Origin of the sequence: Limnobacter sp. SAORIC-690 (assembly GCF_002954425.1) — a bacterium.
In the GTDB taxonomy this organism is placed as follows: Bacteria; Pseudomonadota; Gammaproteobacteria; order Burkholderiales; family Burkholderiaceae_B; genus Limnobacter; species Limnobacter profundi.
This window is the reverse complement of sequence record NZ_MQVZ01000001.1, coordinates 470,520-489,366: the sequence shown is the minus strand read 5'-3', so window position 1 is coordinate 489,366 and position 18,847 is coordinate 470,520. Positions and strand designations below refer to the sequence as shown.

The 18,847-nt window shown below is 54.1% G+C and carries 17 protein-coding genes and 1 pseudogene; 10 read left to right on the top strand and 8 right to left on the bottom strand.

What is annotated here, in order from left to right:
- Window positions 1–9: 9 nt before the first annotated feature.
- From BSZ31_RS02170 to BSZ31_RS02160, 3 genes are all read right to left on the bottom strand, one after another.
- A complete protein-coding gene (locus BSZ31_RS02170) occupies window positions 10–1,215 on the bottom strand; it encodes an ammonium transporter (protein WP_105027349.1) in 1,206 nt (401 codons plus the stop codon).
- 100 nt (window positions 1,216–1,315) lie between these two features.
- A complete protein-coding gene (locus BSZ31_RS02165; protein WP_146106558.1) occupies window positions 1,316–2,575 on the bottom strand; it encodes a hypothetical protein in 1,260 nt (419 codons plus the stop codon).
- A 68-nt stretch (window positions 2,576–2,643) separates the two neighbouring features.
- Window positions 2,644–3,270 carry a TetR/AcrR family transcriptional regulator gene (locus BSZ31_RS02160; RefSeq protein ID WP_105027347.1) on the bottom strand — a complete coding sequence of 209 codons (627 nt, stop codon included), beginning with the start codon at window positions 3,268–3,270 and terminating at the stop codon, window positions 2,644–2,646.
- 98 nt (window positions 3,271–3,368) lie between these two features.
- Between BSZ31_RS02160 and BSZ31_RS02155 the strand changes: the two genes are divergently transcribed.
- The 7 genes and pseudogenes from BSZ31_RS02155 to BSZ31_RS02125 all read left to right on the top strand — a co-directional run bounded on the left by BSZ31_RS02155 (window position 3,369) and on the right by BSZ31_RS02125 (window position 13,218).
- A complete protein-coding gene (locus tag BSZ31_RS02155; protein ID WP_105027346.1) occupies window positions 3,369–3,563 on the top strand; it encodes a type II toxin-antitoxin system VapB family antitoxin in 195 nt (64 codons plus the stop codon).
- Window positions 3,560–3,985 (top strand): type II toxin-antitoxin system VapC family toxin, encoded by a 426-nt coding sequence (locus BSZ31_RS02150; protein ID WP_206018526.1) that lies wholly within the window; start codon window positions 3,560–3,562, stop codon window positions 3,983–3,985. Before BSZ31_RS02155 ends, BSZ31_RS02150 begins: the two co-directional genes overlap by 4 nt.
- Window positions 3,986–4,132: 147 nt before the next feature.
- Window positions 4,133–5,337, top strand: a pseudogene (locus BSZ31_RS02145) (acetyl-CoA C-acetyltransferase).
- 21 nt (window positions 5,338–5,358) lie between these two features.
- Complete coding sequence (locus BSZ31_RS02140; protein WP_105027345.1) at window positions 5,359–7,503, top strand: 3-hydroxyacyl-CoA dehydrogenase NAD-binding domain-containing protein; 2,145 nt, start codon at window positions 5,359–5,361, stop codon at window positions 7,501–7,503.
- 74 nt (window positions 7,504–7,577) lie between these two features.
- Window positions 7,578–9,923, top strand: coding sequence for an acyl-CoA dehydrogenase (locus BSZ31_RS02135; protein ID WP_168426812.1), 2,346 nt, complete (start codon window positions 7,578–7,580; stop codon window positions 9,921–9,923).
- Between the two features lie 278 nt (window positions 9,924–10,201).
- Window positions 10,202–11,203 carry a CaiB/BaiF CoA-transferase family protein gene (locus BSZ31_RS02130; RefSeq protein WP_105027343.1) on the top strand — a complete coding sequence of 334 codons (1,002 nt, stop codon included), beginning with the start codon at window positions 10,202–10,204 and terminating at the stop codon, window positions 11,201–11,203.
- A gap of 245 nt (window positions 11,204–11,448) precedes the next feature.
- Complete coding sequence (locus tag BSZ31_RS02125; RefSeq protein ID WP_105027342.1) at window positions 11,449–13,218, top strand: AMP-binding protein; 1,770 nt, start codon at window positions 11,449–11,451, stop codon at window positions 13,216–13,218.
- Window positions 13,219–13,279: 61 nt separating this feature from the next.
- Here the strand turns inward: BSZ31_RS02125 and BSZ31_RS02120 are convergent, their stop codons facing one another.
- Window positions 13,280–13,948 (bottom strand): OmpA family protein, encoded by a 669-nt coding sequence (locus BSZ31_RS02120; RefSeq protein ID WP_105027341.1) that lies wholly within the window; start codon window positions 13,946–13,948, stop codon window positions 13,280–13,282.
- Window positions 13,949–14,054: 106 nt separating this feature from the next.
- On the opposite strand from BSZ31_RS02120, the gene BSZ31_RS02115 reads away from it, so the two are divergent.
- Window positions 14,055–14,429 (top strand): CidA/LrgA family protein, encoded by a 375-nt coding sequence (locus tag BSZ31_RS02115; RefSeq protein WP_105027340.1) that lies wholly within the window; start codon window positions 14,055–14,057, stop codon window positions 14,427–14,429.
- Window positions 14,422–15,171 carry an LrgB family protein gene (locus BSZ31_RS02110; RefSeq protein WP_105027339.1) on the top strand — a complete coding sequence of 250 codons (750 nt, stop codon included), beginning with the start codon at window positions 14,422–14,424 and terminating at the stop codon, window positions 15,169–15,171. The genes BSZ31_RS02115 and BSZ31_RS02110 overlap by 8 nt, the downstream gene beginning before the upstream one ends.
- Before the next feature lie 12 nt (window positions 15,172–15,183).
- Here the strand turns inward: BSZ31_RS02110 and BSZ31_RS16815 are convergent, their stop codons facing one another.
- From BSZ31_RS16815 to BSZ31_RS02100, 4 genes are all read right to left on the bottom strand, one after another.
- Entirely contained in the window at window positions 15,184–15,348 is a 165-nt protein-coding gene (locus BSZ31_RS16815; protein ID WP_168426811.1) for a hypothetical protein, read from the bottom strand.
- Window positions 15,323–16,399 carry an MFS transporter gene (locus BSZ31_RS02105; protein ID WP_369907254.1) on the bottom strand — a complete coding sequence of 359 codons (1,077 nt, stop codon included), beginning with the start codon at window positions 16,397–16,399 and terminating at the stop codon, window positions 15,323–15,325. Before BSZ31_RS02105 ends, BSZ31_RS16815 begins: the two co-directional genes overlap by 26 nt.
- Window positions 16,366–16,545: a hypothetical protein gene (locus tag BSZ31_RS17725; RefSeq protein ID WP_369907253.1), complete on the bottom strand. Its 180-nt coding sequence runs from the start codon at window positions 16,543–16,545 to the stop codon at window positions 16,366–16,368. The genes BSZ31_RS02105 and BSZ31_RS17725 overlap by 34 nt, the downstream gene beginning before the upstream one ends.
- A 75-nt stretch (window positions 16,546–16,620) precedes the next feature.
- Entirely contained in the window at window positions 16,621–17,091 is a 471-nt protein-coding gene (locus BSZ31_RS02100; RefSeq protein WP_105027338.1) for a DsrE family protein, read from the bottom strand.
- Between the two features lie 139 nt (window positions 17,092–17,230).
- Between BSZ31_RS02100 and BSZ31_RS02095 the strand changes: the two genes are divergently transcribed.
- On the top strand, window positions 17,231–18,844 hold the full coding sequence (locus BSZ31_RS02095) for a type II secretion system protein GspD (RefSeq protein WP_168426810.1): 1,614 nt from the start codon (window positions 17,231–17,233) through the stop codon (window positions 18,842–18,844).
- Window positions 18,845–18,847 lie beyond the last annotated feature (3 nt).

Sequence of the window (18,847 nt, the reverse complement as noted above, 5' to 3'; positions counted from 1 at the left end):
GCCTGTAAATTACCAGCTGCTGGTTTCGCGTTCGGGGCTGGCGCTGACCTTGTGAATGGTCAGGTCGGCACCGTTGAATTCCTCTTCTTCATTCAGGCGAATACCCACAGTCATTTTTAACAGGCCATACACCACGAAGCCACCCAGCAAAGCGAATGCCACGCCGGCCACAGTGCCGATCAACTGGCTCATGAACGACACTCCGCCCATGCCGCCCAAGGCTTGCTGGCCAAATACGCCTGCTGCAATACCACCAAAGGCGCCGCAAATGCCATGCAATGGCCACACACCCAATACATCGTCAACCTTCAAGCGGTTTTGCGTGAAAGTGAACATGTACACAAACAGCACGCCTGCGATGGAGCCCACAGCCAGCGACCCCAGCGGGTGCATGATATTGCTGCCCGCACACACGGCCACCAAACCGGCCAATGGGCCGTTGTAGGCAAAGCCTGGGTCGTTGCGGCCCGCAGCCAAGGCACCCAGGGTGCCGCCCACCATGGCCATCAGGCTGTTTACGGCCACCAAGCCTGAAATGCCTTCAATTTTCTGGGCGCTCATCACGTTAAAACCGAACCAACCCACTGCCAGCACCCAACTGCCCAGCGCCAGGAAGGGGATGGATGAGGGCGGGTGCGAGCTGATGCGCCCGTCTTTGGTATAGCGGCCACGGCGTGAGCCCAGCAGCAACACGGCGGCCAAGGCGATCCAGCCACCCACAGCGTGAACCACCACGCTGCCTGCGAAGTCCATGAAGGGGGCGCCGAAGCTGGCAGTCAGCCATTCCTGAAAGCCATAGTTGCCGTTCCACACCATGCCTTCAAACACGGGGTAAACCAAACCCACCAAAGCCGCGGTGGCCACCAATTGGGGCACAAAGCGCGCGCGCTCGGCAATGCCACCCGACACAATGGCAGGAATGGCGGCCGCGAAGGTGAGCAGGAAGAAAAACTTCACCAGCGAATAGCCGTTGCCTTCATTAAGCACGGTGGCTGGTTCGTAAAAACCCACGCCATAAGCAATGGCATAACCGATGAAGAAGTAGCTGATGGTGCTGACTGAAAAATCAGCCAGAATTTTGACAAGGGCATTGACCTGGTTCTTGTGGCGCACCGTGCCCACTTCCAGAAATGCAAAACCGGCGTGCATTGCAAGCACCATGATGGCGCCTAGAAGCACAAAAAGAGTGTCCAGTGCGAGAGTAATTTGTTCCATTTTGGTGAATTTTGAGGTTTTTGGTTAAAAGTGGGGCATAAGTTGCAAAAACGATGCCCGCTTTTTAGGCAATTTTTGCACCGTACTGGTGCAAATTCAATCAGGTCTGGATATCAAGCTTTCTCAGAATGCGGACCACGTCGGCGGGAGAGTTCTCCTTCTGATGTCGTTTTTTCTCGGAATCGGACACCACAGTTTTTGTGTAGCCTGCCCAGAAGTTACACAACATGGGCGAATATGCGGGGTTGTTGGCAGGTGTGCCGCGCAGGAAGCCCACCTGCTTGATGCACGCTTGAAGATCGGGGGTGCTTTGTTTCAGCACACCAACGGGATTGGCATGTGGGTTTATCAAGCCCAGGTCTTGGCATTTTTCAATGACATGCAGTGAAATTTCGGCCAATGGCTTTAATTTCACCTGGGTGTAGTCGGCATTGAATTCAAGGCAGTTTTCCAGTTCAATTTCCGATCCGAATTCGGCCTGAATGGCCCGGCGCAAAGGCTCGGTTTTCAGTTGTTCAGTCGGGATGCCGGTACTTAATTTACTGTGGGTGTGGTTGCAAAACGTTTGGGCAATTTGTTCGGCAACTGTATTGGCCAGCACGGCGGGTGTAATGGTTTGCCGAAGTAGTTCTTCAGCCATCGGGCCCGCCTGGTTTTGGTAAGCCTGTGTGGCGTACCGGTCCTCAACTACTTCCAATCCCCATTGCCCTGCCACATGATTCTTCAGGGCTTGAATATGGTGAATTTCAAGTTGCAGGGCAAGTTTGTCATTTAAACGTGGCTTGTCTTCATGCCTTACCAATTGTTGAAGGTGTTGCTCGATAAGGTTGTTTTTGGCGCGGGTCAACACCCCGGCCAAGCCTGTTTGCTGGCTGCACAGGTCTCTGGTGTTTTCAAGAATGTTCAGCGTTTCGCCTTCATTGCACACGCCCAGCCCCTCTGCCAAGGCCAGTGCGCAAGACAGTTTTTTGTCTGCTGGAATGTTCGGGTTGTTCAGTTGTTGTGCAAACAGGTTCAGGTTGCGCCGGCTTTCGTTGACGACCAACGGTGAAAGCTTGTCGGCATTGCAATTGACCCGGGTTTGAAGAAAGTGATTCAAATTACCAATTGCTTTTTGCCGTTGTGCACCCGTACTCGCGTGTTGCCCCACAAACTGCTGAATATTCTTGATGGTGGTGTTCAGTTGCGCAGTGTAGGCTGCGCGTAATTCGGGAGATTGCTTGAAAGCTGTCCAGGCTGCACCGCTTGGTGCAATTGCGGGCAAGTCGATGCCACCCGCATCAGTGTGCATGGTTTTTGCAGCCTGCGCAGCAAGCTGACTCCAGCCCGCGGCAGTGAAACCTTCAACAGAACTCGACATGCAGATTGTGGTGGCTTGATTTGTATTGTGTGCCCAATCAGTGATCAAGGTTCCATGTCAGTTCGCCTTCAGTTCGCTTTCAATGCACCCCATAAAATTCCAAACAGGTCGTCAAACTGGTCAATCAGTTTGTGGCTTTCCTTGCGCAAAAAGTGCATTTGAGCCACGCGCCCGAATACGCCCATGAACACGTCCAGCAGCATCTTGCTTGAAACGGTGTCGTTAAATACGCCCTTGTGCTGACCTTCTTTCAGCATGCCCAGAAAAGCCCCCATCAACTCCGGGCTTTCATACACGGGCAAGTCCTGGTAGCGGCTGGCCGGGATTGATACGGTCAACAGCAATATCACCTTGGGGTGCTTGTCAAAGTAGTCCAGCATCACCCACAGGGTTTTGCGCAGGCGTTCCCGGTAATCTTCAATGCCTTCAAGGTGGTCGATCATGCGGTTGGCCAACCTGCTCAATGTGGCGTCCAGCACATAGGCCACCAATTGTTCCTTGCTGCCAAAGTATTTGTAAATGGTTTGCAGTGAGACATTGGCGGTGCGGGCCACCTCAATTAAAGGCACGCTGTTGAAGTCATGGTTGGTAAACAGCTCCAGCACTGCATTTTCTATGCGGTCCAGCGTGGCCTTTCGCATGTTGGCGGGGTTGGCATTCACATCGACTTTGTTGTTGCTTGCGCTTGCGTTCATAGTGACCGGACCCACTTGCCGTGGGTTCAATGGGGTGAATCAAAAGGCGAATCATCTGGTGCTAATGTTGGTGCGGTCAACCACAAGCACCCAACACCATGAGAACAACCGTTAACCTTGATGATGAATTATTAACCAAAGCCCAGCAGCTTTCCGGTCTTGGCGAGCGAAATGAACTGCTGCGCGAAGCCCTGCGCGCACTAATACAGCGGGAAAGCGCCCGCAGGCTGGCCTTGTTGGGGGGCACCCAACCCGAATTACAAAACATTCCTCGCAGGCAGTGGCAGTTGTGAAGGTACTCGTCGACACCACCGTGTGGGTGGATCATTTTCATCAGTCCGAACCCCAACTGGTTCGCCTGCTGAACGAGGGCTGTGTGTTGGGTCATCCTTTTGTGCTGGGTGAAATGGCACTGGCCAACCTTCAAGACCGTGATCGCATTCTGAATTGGCTGGCCGATTTGCAGCCCTCAGTGCCTGCTTCGCCAGCCGAGGTGCTTGAACTGATCGAGTTGCGCAAATTGCATGCACAGGGCTTGGGTTATGTGGACACGCACCTGTTGGCCTCCGTGCTGTTGTCGCCGGGAACTACGCTGTGGACTCGCGACATGCCGTTGTTGCGCGTCGTAAAGGAATTGGGCTTGCAGCCGCCGATTCAAGACCGGTTTTTCATGCATGATTCAGCGCGCCGCTACACAGGGGATGAAAAACGGTAAGCCAAATTACCATATGCATAGAGGTGACACTCTAAAGTAACTTCTTGGGTTGATTGTGCGTTTGCACATCGCCATTCTGGACCGTGAAGAATTCACGATACCTTCGGTAATTTTCATTACCGAATCCAGAAAATCCAGGAGGCACAGATGCCATCGGCACTGATATTTGACGCAGTAAGAACCCCACGGGGCAAAGGTAAGAAAGACGGCAGCCTGCACCAGGCCACACCAGTTTGGTTGCTGAACAACCTGCTGACCGCTTTGCAACAGCGCAATGATCTCGACACCAGCCTCGTCGACGATGTGGTGCTGGGTTGTGTAACCCCAGTGGGCGAGCAGGGCGCTGACATTGCACGCACAGCTGTTCTGGATGCAGGTTGGGCCGAAACAGTGGCAGGTGTTACCCAGTCACGCTTCTGCGCTTCAGGCCTTGAATCAGTGAACCTGGCAGCAGCCAAGGTAGGCAGCGGTCTGGAAGACATGGTGGTTGCGGGTGGCGTAGAAAGCATGAGCCGCTGGACCATGGGCAGCGATGGCGGTGCCTGGTTCATGGACCCCCGCATCAACGACAAACTTGGCTTTATTCCCCAAGCATTTCTGCCGATTTGATCGGTACGCTGGAAGGCTTCAGCCGCACCGATGTAGACACGTACGCCGTGGAAAGCCAGCGCCGTGCTGCCAAGGCCCAAGCCGAAGGCCGTTTCAACAAAAGCCGCGTGCCTGTGAAGGACCTGAATGGTTTGATCATGCTCGACCACGACGAATTCATTCGTGGCAATGCCACCGTGGAAAGCCTGGCCACTTTGCAGCCCTCATTTGCAATGATGGGCAGCATGGGTTTCAACGCAACCGCCCTGCGCAAGTACACCACCGTTGAAAGCATCAACCACATTCACCATGCGGGTAACTCGTCAGGCATCGTTGACGGTGCAGCCTTGGTGTTGGTGGGCAGCGAGGAAGCCGGCCGCAAGGCTGGTTTGAAGCCACGTGCACGCATTCGTGCGGCAGCGGTGATTGGCTCTGAGCCCACCATCATGTTGACTGGCCCAACGCCAGCCTGTTTGAAGGCGCTGCAAAAAGCAGGCTTGAAAGCTTCTGATATCGATTTGTGGGAAATCAACGAGGCATTCGCTGTGGTACCCATGCAAACCGCACGCAACCTGGGTGTCAGCCTGGACCGCGTGAACGTGAACGGCGGATCGATCGCCATGGGCCACCCACTGGGCGCAACTGGCGCAATTATTTTGGGCACTTTGCTCGATGAACTTGAGCGGCAAGACAAAACCCTGGGCCTGGCCACACTGTGTGTGGGCGGCGGCATGGGTATTGCCACCATCATCGAACGCATTTAATTGGCCGAAGGAGAAACAACAATGAGTGCAGTGAAATTTGAACTCGGTCAGGATGGCATCGCGGTAGTCACACTCGACATGCCTGGCCGTTCCATGAACGTATTGAACGAAGAATTGATGGGCCCGTTTGCGGAAGCCCTGACCCGCATTGAAACCGACGCAGCTGTGAAGGGTGTGGTGCTGACTTCTGGCAAGCCAGAATTTCTGGCCGGTGCCGACTTGGACACGGTTTACAAGATCACCGATCCACAGCAGGCCTTTGATTTGGCAGAAGCCTTCAAAACCCTGTTGCGTCGCATGGAAAAGTGCGAGAAGCCCATTGTGTGCGCCTTGAACGGCACCGCACTGGGTGGCGGCCTTGAACTGGCCATGGCTTGTAACCACCGCATCGCGCTGAACAACCCCAAAGCCAAATTCGGTTTGCCCGAAGTGAAGTTGGGCTTGTTGCCCGGCGGTGGCGGCACGCAGCGTTTGCCCCGCATGATTGGCATTCAGGGCGCACTGGAAATGATGACCCAGGGCACCGAGCTGCGCGTAGAGCAGGCGGTGAAGAAGGGCATCATCCAGGACACGGCTGACAGCATAGAGGACATGATTGCCAAGGCCAAAGCCTGGGCCATCGCCAACCCCAAGGCCTTGCAGCCTTGGGATGTGAAGGGTTTCAAATTTCCCGGTGGCGATTCCAAGCACCCAGCCATTGCGCAAATTTGGGCAATTGCACCGAGCATGGCCAACGCCAAGGCATTCGGCAACTACCCCGCGCTGACTCACATTGCAAGCTGCGTGTTCGAGGGCGGTATCACCGATATCGACACTGGTTTGAAAGTGGAAAGCCGTTACTTTGCTGCCTGCGTGTTGTCGCAAGAAAGCAAGAACATGATGAACACGCTGTGGTATCAGCTCAACAGCATCAAGAAAGGCCAAAGCCGCCCAAGCGCACCCGCCAAAAGCAAGGTCAAGAAAATTGGCGTGCTCGGTGCAGGCATGATGGGTGCGGGCATTGCCTATGTGTCTGCGAAAGTGGGCATTGAAGTGGTGTTGATCGACGCCACTCAGGAAGGTGCAGACAAGGGCAAGGCCTACAGCACCAACCTGCTGGACAAAGCCATTGCCAAAAAGCGCAGCACCCCAGAAAAGAAAGAAGCGTTGCTGAACCTGATTACCGCCACCACCGACTATTCCAAGCTGGAAGGCGCCGATTTGGTGATTGAAGCTGTGTTCGAAGACCGCGCCGTGAAGGCCGATGTCACTGCGAAAGCTGAAGCGGTTATTCCAGCAACAGCCGTGTATGCGTCCAACACATCGACCTTGCCAATTACTGGCTTGGCCGAAGCATCCAAGCGCCCCAACCAGTTCATCGGTTTGCACTTCTTTAGCCCCGTGGACAAAATGCCGCTGGTTGAAATCATCATGGGTGCAAAAACCGACGATGAAACACTGGCCAAGGGCTTTGACTATGTTCAGCAAATCGGCAAAACACCGATTGTGGTGAACGACAGTCGCGGCTTCTTCACCAGCCGTGTGTTTGGCACCTTCCTGATGGAAGCAGCCGCCATGGTGGGCGAGGGTGTTCACCCGCGTTCCATCGAAATGGCAGGTCTGGAAGCCGGCATGCCCATGCCACCATTGGCTTTGTACGACGAAGTGTCGCTCAGCTTGAGTTTGCTGATCATGAAGCAAACCAAAAAAGACATGGAAGCCGCGGGCCAAACTTTCCCCGATCACCCAGGTTACAAAACACTGATTACTGTGGCTGAAAAGCATGGCCGTATCGGCAAGAAAGACGGCAAGGGCTTCTATGACTACACCCCCGCAGGCAAAACTTTGTGGAAGGGTTTGAGCGAAGAATTCCCGCTGGCCAAAGAGCAGCCAAGTTCACAGGAAATTCAAGACCGCCTCATGTATATCCAGGCCAATGAAGCCGCACGCTGCCTGCAGGAAAAAGTGCTGCGTTCCGTGGCGGATGGCAACATCGGTTCCATTTTCGGTTTGGGCTTCGCGCCATTCACAGGCGGTATGTTGCAGTTCATCAACGCGAAAGGATTGCCTCAATTCGTTAAGCGTTGCGAAGAACTGGCCGCTCTGTATGGCGAACGTTTTAAGCCCGCCAGCATGCTGGTGGAAATGGCAGCTCAAGGCAAAAAGCTGGAAGACAAGCTGGCTTGATTTTTTACCCTGCGAAGCAAGCTGTCCAAGGGCAGCCTGCTTCGCGATGAATGACGAAAACAGGAGCAGTAACCATGGTATTCAAAGCAATCATGAATGGCTTGATCAAAGCCAAAGCCATGCCGCAAATTTCGCCGACCGAGCGCCAGGCGCTTGAAGCAGGCACGGTGTGGATTGACGGGCAGGTGTTTTCCGGCAAGCCCGATTTTGCAAAAATGTTTGCCGAGCCGTACTCGAAATTGAATCAGCGCGAGCGCGATTTCATCGACGGCCCGGTGCAGCAACTGTGCGAAATGTGCGACCCGCATGAAATTGCGACCACACGCATCATTCCGAAAAAAGCAGTCGACTTTTTGGCATCTGCCGGTTTTTATTCCTTCCTGATTCCCCAAAAGTTTGGTGGTCTGGAATTTTCGGCCAACGCCATTTCTACCATCATGGCGATGATCACATCGCACAGCCCATTGCTGTCAACACTGGTTGTGATTCCCAACAGCTTGGGGGCAGCTGAGTTGATCAAGCATTACGGTACACAGGGACAAAAAGAACACTACCTGCCGCGCCTGGCCAGTGGTGAATACCTGCCCTGTTTCGGTTTGACCGAACCCACAGCAGGCTCCGATGCTGCGTCCATTCTGGCGCGCGGTGTGGTATTTAAAAACGCAGAGGGCAAGGTTCAAATCAAGCTGAACTTCCGCAAGCGCTACATCACCTTGGCACCGGTGGCCAACCTCATTTCGCTGGCATTCAAGCTGCACGACCCAGACAACCTGTTGGGCAAGGGTGCAGAGCCCGGCATTACAGTGGCTCTGGTACACCGTGGCACACCTGGTTTGGAAATGGGCAAACACCACCAGCCGATTGGTGATGCGTTCTACAACGGCCCGATTATTGGCCGCGATGTGGTGATTGATGCGGACGAAATTATTGGCGGCAAAGAGTGCGCTGGCCAAGGCTGGCGCATGTTGATGGAACAGCTGGCCGGTGGCCGTGCGGTTTCATTGCCGGCTGGTGCGGTCGGCGGCATCCGTGCAGCAGCGGCTGCCTCTGGCGCATACGCCCGTGTTCGCCAGCAGTTCGGCATGCCGATTGCTGAAATGGAAGGTATTCAGGAAAAGCTGGCTGAAATCGCGGCGATGGCCTACCTTAGCGAAGCTGCGCGTGTGTACGCGTTGAGCGCACTGGACAACGGCGAACAGCCCCCAGTGGTGTCGGCTGTGTGGAAAGCCTACCTCACCGAACTTTCACGTGAGCAAGCTAAAAACGCCATGGACGTGATGGCAGGTGCTGGTGTGATGCAAGGCCCCAACAACGTGATTGGCCGTGGCTACTGTTCAGCCCCGGTTGCAATTACCGTTGAGGGCGCGAATATCATGACCCGTTCGCTGATTACGTTTGGGCAAGGTGCTGTGCGTTGTCACCCCTACGCATTCAAAATTGCGAATGCGCTGGAAGCCAACGACCTGCCCACATTCAGCAGCGCCTTGAAAGGCTGGATTGGCCACATGGTGGTGAACACTAGCCGTTTGGTTGGTCTTACGCTGACCCGTGGTTACATGGCCAGCACACCGAAGATTGACGGCGTTACACCTTACCTGCGCAAGTTGGCCTGGGCTTCATCCCGATATTCATTCCTCACCGACATGGCCCTGATTACCGTGGGTGGCAAGCTGAAAGCGCGCCAGCAACTGACAGGCCATTTTGCTGATGCCTTGGGTTGGCAATTGCTCGCCATTTCTACCGTTCGCCGCTATGTGGCTGAAGGTGAAATTAAAGAGGACTTGCCATTGGTTCAGTACGCTTGCGAATACGCCTTGGCCAAGGTGCAAAAAGCGTTTGAATCCATTTACGCCAATTTTGGCAACAACGCAGTCGGTTTCCTGTTGCGCACAGTGGGTTACTTCAGCTTGCGCGTGAATCCGATTGTGGGTTCGGGTCTGGATCGTTTGGTGCCCACCGTGGCCAAAACAATCACCAAGAGTGGCGCACAACTGGGCCGCATCACAGGCGACTTGTACATGCCCAAGTTCAACCTGGCGGATTTGGACAGCGATGAAGTGTTGGCCCAAACCACAGGTGTGAAGCGTTTGATGGCAGCCTTCCAGGCCGTGCAAGAAGCTGAAGTGGTGCAAATGAAAGTGATTCAGGCGCGCCGCTCGAAGCTGGTGGACAAAGGTTCTGTGCAAGAAATGGCAGAAGCTGCGTTGGCCAAAGGCATTATTACCGCAGCGGACAAAAAGCTGTTGGACCGTGCCAACCGAATCAGCCTTGAAGCCATTATGGTAGACGAGTTTACACCGCAGGAATTTTTCGGTGACAACTCGGTAAGCTATGCACCCGGCTTTGAATGTGCCAATGTGCCCAATGTTGCGCATGGTGCAGCCGTGCAGGGCGAGCGCTTGAGGGTTGTAAACTCTTAAGGCGTATGCAAATGTGAGCGGTGCCCTGGCTTGGCTTGGGGCACCGTTCGTTTCACCCGACTTTGCAAGGTTTCCCGGCGGATTCGCAGCGAGGGGCGATTGCTGTAAGCAATCGATGCGAAGACGCCGTGGCGTTTCGCATGCCCCAAGCCAGAAGCATCAAGCCGGATCGAGAAACCTTGCTTAGGGCGAAGCGAATGGTGCCTCAAGCCGAGTTGCATCGTTCCTCTTCAAATTCAACATCGTTATCCCACAATTAATCACCGAGGCCGTCACACATGTCACCCATTCAAGACCCCACCTTGCTCGAAGGCATCACCGTGCTCGATTTGTCGCGCAATTTGCCCGGACCAGCCACGTCGCTGATCCTGCAGCAAATGGGTGCCAAGGTCATCAAGATGGAGCCGCCCCATGGGGATGATGCCAAAAGCATGCCCATGTTGTATGCCGCGTTGAACAGCAGCAAACAGATTGTGACTGCCGACTTTCGCACGCCCGAGGGCATTCAGGCTTTGAAGGATCATGCTGACAAGGCCGATGTGCTGATTGATGGATTCCGTCCCGGCGTCATGGCGGACATGGGCTGTGACTACGACACTTTGAAAGCGCTGAACCCGAAGCTGGTGATGTGTTGCATCACCGGTTATGGCCAGAAAGGTACATTGGCTGAAAAGGCTGGTCACGACATCAACTACATGGCCTTAAGTGGCGTGCTCGATGGTTTGCAAACAGCCGACGGCGATATCCCGGTGCCTGCTGTTCAGTTTGGTGATTTGTTTGGTGGCACGTCTGCGGCAGTGCAGGGCATCTTGGCAGCTTTGCTGAAAGCCCAGCGTACAGGGCAGGGCACGTTTGTGGATGTGTCCATGACCCACAACCTGTGGAAGCAAAACATCATGCCCGAGAGCATGGAACAAATGTGGATCATGCTCAGTGGCAAACCGGCCCGTCACCAAGACGACTTACTCAGCGGTGGCCTGGCTTGTTATAACGTGTACAAAACTGCAGACCAGCGCCATTTGGCGGTGGGCTCGCTCGAGCACAAGTTCTGGAAAGTGGCCTGCGAGGCCATGGGCAAGCCAGAGTGGGTGAATATTCACTGGAGCCGAGGTGCCATGCCAGGCACCCCGCCCGCAATTCAAATGCTGGCTGACATGAAGGCGCTGATTGCTTCTCAGCCCCTTGCCCATTGGGAGCAGGTGTTTGGCAATGCGGATGCCTGCATTACTCCAGTCCTGACCCGTGCCGAGATCAAGCAGAGGAATTTGCTGCATATTTGATGTTTTTTCGGATGGGAAAATTGCGCCGGTAAATCGAGTACTGCGTCTAAAATCCTGAAATCTTTGGGCTAACTTACGCGATTCTTACCAAAATCGCAGGAAGAATGGTATTGTTGAATTTGCCGGAAGTCTTATACAACACTTATAAAAACCGAGCCCACGCAGGCTCAGCCGGGGAGACATAAAAAGCCACCCAAAGTGGCACCTCCTTGGCCGCATCCGCTCGGTTTACAGGAGATCAGTACATGTCAGCACGTCCCGACGAGGCCGCCCCTAAGGTATCGCCCGATCAATTCAATGGTTTTGTCAGCAAAGAAGCGCAAGAGCTTTTCGAGTCCCGTTACTGGACCAAAAGCTACCCTCCTGGCGTGTCAGGCGACATGCCACCTCTGCGTTACACCAGCATGCTGGAATTGGTTGCTGAGTGTTTGAAAAAGTACGCTGACCGTCCAGCCTTCGTCTCGGCGGGTACTGAGTTCTCCTACAAACAGGTCGATGACATGTCCGATCAGTTTGCCGGCTACTTGAAGTCCATTGGTGTCAAAGCTGGCGATGTTGTAGCCATCATGCTACCGAACTGTGTGCAGTTTCCAGTGTGCTTTGTGGGTGCCATGAAGCTGGGTTGCACGCTCACCAACGTCAACCCCCTGTACACCGTGCGTGAACTGAATCACCAACTGAAAGACTCTGGCGCAACCACCATTGTGGTGTTCGAGAACTTTGCCAACACTTTGCAGCAATCGCTCGAGGGTACCAAGGTCAAGAATATTGTTATCACGCAGCTGGGCGATTTGCTGGGTGGCTTGAAGGGCTTCATCGTCAACTTCGTGATGCGTAAAATCAAGAAGATGGTGCCTGCCTACAATTTGCCGCAAGCCGTACCCATCAAGAAGGCACTGGCCGCCGGCAAAGGTGTTTCTTACCCCAAGCCAAGCCCCAAGCTGGATGACGTGGCTTTGCTGCAATACACGGGGGGTACCACTGGCGTGTCCAAGGGCGCCATGCTGACTCAGCGCAACCTGATGAGCAACATGGAACAGGGCCTGGCCTGGATGAGCGAAGCCATTGGCAAAGACCCGATTTGCGTGGTCACCATGCTTCCGCTTTATCATATCTACGCACTGGCCGTGAACTGCATGTTGTTCATGACCTTCGGTGCACGCAACATTCTGATTGCCAACCCGCGTGACGTGGGCACCGTGATGAAGGTGCTGCGCAAGGAAAAATTCCATGTCATCACAGCGGTGAATACGCTGTTCAATGCTTTCCTGAACAACGAAGAATTCTGCAATCGCGATTTCTCGGATATGAAGTTTGCAATGAGCGGCGGCATGGCACTGCAACAGCCTATCGCCGAGCGTTGGTTCAAAGTCACTGGTTGCGCGATATCTGAGGGCTTCGGCATGACAGAAACTTCGCCAGTGGTGACAGTGCCCCCGTTGCATGGTGGCGATCGCCCTGCATTCCGTGGCAATGTGGGCTTGCCTATTCCTGGCACCGAGGTGCGTTTGAAGCGCGACGATGGTCTGTGGGCTGGTTTGAATGAACCTGGTGAAATTTGTGTGCGCGGTCCACAAGTGATGTTGGGTTACTTGAACCGCCCTGAAGAAACCGCCAAAACAATCGACAAAGATGGTTGGTTGGCGACAGGTGACATTGGCACCATGGACGAGCAAGGCTTTGTGAAGATTGTGGACCGCAAGAAAGACATGATTATCGTAAGCGGCTTCAACGTGTTCCCGAACGAAATTGAAGACGTGGTTGCCCAGCACCCTGGTGTTCTGGAATGTGGCGTGGTGGGCGTGCCCGACCCAGTGACTGGCGAGAAAGTAAAGTTGGTCGTGGTGAAGAAAGACGCCAGTGTGACCAAAGAGGATCTGATCGCGCATTGCCGCCAAAACCTGACTGGTTACAAAATCCCGTCATTCGTAGAGTTCCGGGACGATTTGCCTAAAACGCCTGTGGGCAAAATTTTGCGTCGTGAGCTGCGCGACAAGCCGAAAGAAACTGCATAAGTTTTCTTTGTGCAATGAAAAAGCCACCTGCTAAGGTGGCTTTTTTTATGCATCGGACGGTTTAGTTGCGCACGTACATTTCAACGCGACGGTTTTGAGTGCGGCCAGCTTCGGTGTCGTTGGTGGCCACCGGGAAACGTTCGCCCAAACCGGCTGCGGTCAAACGACCACCATCAATGCCCTTGCCCGTCAGAAAGCTGGTCACCGATTGTGCGCGGCGCACTGAAAGGTCTTGGTTGTACTCGTCGCTGCCGGTGCTGTCGGTGTAGCCAATCACGCAAACAATGGTGTTGGGGTTATCGCGCAGTGTGGCTGCAATTTGGTCCAATGTACCGGCAAATTGCGATTTGATTGCTGTTTTGTTGGTGTCAAACAAGGCTGCACCGGGAATGTCCAGCATCACAGAACCATCGCGTTGCTCACGCACTGCAATCTGGCTGCCCACCAGGTAGCCGAACAGGCCACCCAAGGCCGCACCGCGTACGGTGTCTTTGCCGTCAATGCTGTTGCCCACAATGGCACCACCAATTGCACCCACTGCGGTACCAATTGCAGTTTTGGTGTTGTCTACTTTGCGCTCAGGGGCAACCGGGCAACCTGCTACGGCCACGGGCGACCCGGGGGCAGGCTGTTGTGGGGCTTGCGGTTGCTGAAATATGCCGCCGCCGTTGCTGGCACAGCCTGCTGCAAACAAAGTAAGGGCGATTGCTGAAAGTTTGAATTTGTTCATGGTGTATTCCTTGGGTTTTGTTCTGAATCAATTGCTGTCCACTTCATTCTAACGCCTCACGCTTTTTCAGGTTGACTATAAAAATTTCATGGCGCTACACTGCCACATGCTTAAATCATTGACGATACTTCTTGCTTTTCAGGCTTTGGGCGAGTTGCTCAGTTTCGCCCTGTTCCCATCCATTCCCGGTCCCGTGCTGGGTTTGATCGCATTGTTGGTGTTCTTCTTCATCAAGGGCGGTGTGCCCGCCGATATTCAATCGACTGCCAATGTGTTCACCGCAAACCTGGGTTTGCTGTTTGTGCCAGCGGCGGTGGGTGTGGTGGTGTTTTGGCCTGTGCTGGCCGAATTTGGTGTGGTGATCTTGATGACCTTGCTGGTCAGCGTGGTGGTGACTTTGGTGGGTACTGCCTGGTTGCTCGACAAGCTGGCTGCCCGTTTCATGCCGGGTGAAGTGAGCGAGGGTGGCAAGAATGAGTGATTCCGCCCGCCGCGTGCTGGAGCTTCCTGAAATTTGGGTTTACCTTAGCGGTAACCCGCTCAGCGCTTTGTTTCTCACTTTGTTGGCCTATCAAATTGGCCTTTGGTGCTACAAAAAAAGTGGGCAACACCCATTCACCAACCCGGTCATGATTGCTGTGTTGTTGTTGGCCGCATTTTTGCAAATTACGGGCTTAAGTTATCAGCAGTATTTTGAAGGTGCCCAGTTTGTTCACTTTTTATTGGGTACAGCCACCGTGGCTTTGGCAGTACCCATTTACCAGGGGCTGACCGCGGTTAAGGGGCAAACAATTCGTACTTTGGTGTTGTTGAGTGCAGCCTTGTTGGTGGGTGGTGCTTTGTCGATCGGCAGCGCTTTGGGTACGGCCCATCTGTTGGGGGCCAACCTGGACATTGTACAAAGCCTGTGGTCCAAATCGGTGACAGCACCCATCGCCATGGGCGTGAGCGAACGCATTGGCGCCTCGCCCACGCTCACGGCTTTGTTTGCAATCGTGACAGGTATTCTGGGGGCAGCTGTGGGCACCTGGCTGTTTAATTCAATGGGCATGAAGCGTTGGTGGGTGCGCGGTTTTACCATGGGGCTTGCCGCGCATGGTATTGGCACAGCACGGGCATTTTCGGTGCACCCCGAGGCTGGGCGCTACGCCAGTCTGGGTATGGGTTTGCACGGTATTTTTGGTGCGCTTTTAATACCGTGGGTGTTTGGTTTTTTCAGCTAAAAGTCTGGGTATTCAAAAGCACGCTGCCCATGCGGCCACATACATTGCCCGCATGTCGGGGCTTGCATAGCCCAGCATCACCAGCAATGCGAACGCCACCAACACCACTTTGGCCCAGCGTGGCATCAGTGGTGCACTGGTTTGTTGGTTTTCAGGCGGCTTGTGCGGTGGGTTCATTCGGGCTTGCGGTTTGTTCCTGGATTGGCCAGTTTACAGCAGCGGCAATTGCACTTAAAGCCACACATATCCACCACACCAGTGTGTAGCTGCCAGTGGCATCAAACAAAAGGCCGCCCAGCCATCCACCTACAAAGGCACCAATTTGGTGGAACATAAATACCAACCCACCTAGCATGGAGAGGTTTTTAACACCAAACATGGCTGATACGGTACCTGTGGTTAAAGGCACGGTGGATAACCACAACACGCCCATGCCCGCTGCAAACAAGTACACACTCCATGTGCTTAAGGGAGTCAGGATGAAAGCCACAATCAGCACTCCGCGCAGGCCATAAATGCCGGTTAGCAACATGGGTTTTCTGAACTTGCCACCCCACAAGCCGGCCAGGTAGCTCCCCAATATATTAAACAGGCCAATCAAGGCCAAGGCTGTGCTGCCCGCACTGGCAGGTATGCCGCTGTCTTGAAGATAGCTGGGCAGGTGTACGCTGATGAACAGAATTTGAAAGCCGCACACAAAGTAACCTACGCTCAGCATTAGGAAGGCGCGGTGCCGTATGGCTTGCCCCAGCGAGGCCCACATGCCCAGCTCTTTGTTTGCAGGTGCTTCCTGGTGGCTGGCTGCGGTGTTCGGGCACTCGGCACTGCAGGGTGCATCATCGGTTTTCAGGGGCTTGGCTTTGGGTTCAATCAATTGCCAGGCCAGCACCAGAATAATCACCGCAAAACACGCCAGAATGGTGAGTGCCGAAGACCAACCCACCTGGTTGATCAAAAACAAACCACCGGGCAAAAACGCGAACTGCCCCAGTGAGCCCAAAGCCATGGAAATGCCCATGGCCATGCTGCGTTTTTCAGGGGGCATGGCACGGCTGACCGCGCCAAACACCACAGGGAAGGTGGTTCCGCTTAAACCCAGACCAATTAAAACACCGGCGCTCAAGGTCAGCATGCCTGGGCTCTCGGCCATGGCCATCAAAAACAAACCCAGTGTGTACAGTGCACCACCCAGAATCATGGTGACGGCTGACCCCAGTCGATCGGCCATTCTGCCCACAAAGGTTGCGCAACCCCCCACACCAGGTTTTGCATGGCAATTGAAAAGGCAAACACCTCACGCCCCCACTCATTGCTCAAACTCATGGGCTGTAAAAAAAGCCCGAATGAGTGGCGTATGCCCAGTGAGATGGTCATGATGAATGCCCCGCACCACAACACGGTGAGAGGTGATACGGCCTTGTGAGAGTTCAATTGCATGGCAAGCGGGTATTAAGGTTTGATGTAGGCAAAACCCTGTTGGGTTTGCAGATCGGCCACACGAACCACGCCTGATGGCGTGAATGTCGCATCGAGCACAAACTGGTCTCTTTTTAAATTGCGGTTTTTCAGGGTAATTTCGCAAATCTCGAACACAACGCCGCGGGCGGTCAGTGCGCTCACCAGTGGGGCGTATTGTGTGCCCGTCTCAGCATGCTTGGCACCTTCCATTAAAAAGTCCACGCCATTGGCATGGGTCACCACAATGATGGTGGTTCTCGGTGAAACATCCAGGTGATTGCGAATATTGCGCAGCGCCTTCAGCGGTTGTTCGGCACCGTCAATGTGATACACCACCTTCGAGGTAATGTCCTGTGTGTTCATTCGTTTTACGGGGGCAGAGTCCTGAGCGTAGACGCTACCTGTCAATAACAAGCCTGCTGCGCAAGCTACCAAGGTGTTTTTGATCGTAAGCCAATTCATGAATTGCTCCTTCAATGTCGGTTAACCCCGCCTTATCCCGCGAAAAGGTGGGGTCGGCGAGGTGACTCCTTAGAGGGATGTTTAACCCATCCTGCATCGGGATACTCAACAGTACCGATTTAAAAGGATGAGCAACAGAATGAAACCCAACACCGCATTAAACACCGCTTTGACGGTAAGCAAAATTGGTGTTTACGCGGCTGTCGCATTCAGCGCAGTGGCTTGCTCATCTCTAAGGCCATTCGGGCAGGAAGATGAGTTTCGGGCCAAACTGAAAGCACCGGAAATAACCGGAGCCAGTCAGGCAGCACCCCAGGTGACCTTGCCGATTGAGCGTTTGCCCTCCGATACTTTCTGGGTTCGGCCACAAATTTCCGAAGGCGAGTTGCCAAACCGCATGGTCGAGAACCTGTCGGTGACAGAACGCGGCTTGTTCGATGTGCTGCAGCTGATTTTCGCCAGCACCAACATGCCATTGAGTTTTGAGGGTGGGGCGGATGCAGCGTCCCGTTACGGGGTGGTTACGCTGAACAATCTCAGTGGCACTTTGCCGCAGGTGATGAACAAGTTGGGCGAGATCATGGGGTTTTTCTGGACAGTGACTGAGTCGGGCGTGTTGAGGATCATGCCTGAGCAACAGTTTGTCGTCACCATGCCGCCTGTGCTGAACGAGGACAGCATGGCTGGCATTACCAACACCATGCAGTACTTGGGCGCACGCGATGTTTACCTGGACCGCATTAACCGATCACTGGTGTTTCGCGCCAACCGCCGGGCCTTGAATGACATTCAAAATTATCTGGAGCGTGCACGGGCGACGCGTTCGCTGATCGTGTACGACATGAATGTTTTGCAAGTTGATCTGAATGACTCCAACAACATGGGGGTGCGTTGGGAGTTGTACAAAACTGGCAATGGAATCAATACCGCGCCAGATTCTTCCATTGCGGGCGCTTCAAGCACAGCTGATCGAATTACGCAGTTGACACGCACTGCCACTGGTATTGAAACCCTGATTTTTGGTGAAAATTTTTCGACCAATTTCCTGATTGATTTTTTAAAGTCGCAAGGCGATGTCAAAACATTGAGCCAACCAAAAATTGGTTTGATGAATGGCACCAACGGCAATATTCGGGTGGGCCAGTCCACCACATTTGTGTCGCGTGTGGGTTCGCAAATTGTGAATGGAGTGGCGCAATCGACCGCCGATACGCAGAATCTGCGTACTGGCCTTGAAGTGTCGCTAACAGGCGAAGCACACGATTCCACCATTTACACCCGCATCAATATTTCAATCACCGAGCTCTTGGCGCTCAAGCGTTTCACTGCGCTGGGGGTCGATCTGAATTTGCCTGAAGTGGCCGACCGTGAGCTGAAGACCCAAGTGCGTTGTCGCCCGGGCGACACTATTTTGCTGGGTGGTATTACTGTGTCGCGTGCCCAAGATGATTTTCAAAGTGGGCTGGGCACACGCAGCCGCACCGAGAGCACCAAGCAAACCGAACTGGTGGTGACCATTCGCCCGCGATTGCTGCTGTTCGGTGAAGTGGCCAAACTGGAACAACCCGCAGCGCAGTTGCCCGTGTTGGAAACGCCAGCCCCGGTCAAACGCCGAATTGAACCCAAAGCACCCAGCGCAGTTGAACCCGTGGCAGCGGCCGTGGGCGGTCCCTTGCGTTTGTCCACAAGCCTGGGTTTTGTGCCCTCGCAAGTTCAAATGATCTCGAAACTGACCCCGTTTCAGGAGCAGTGAATT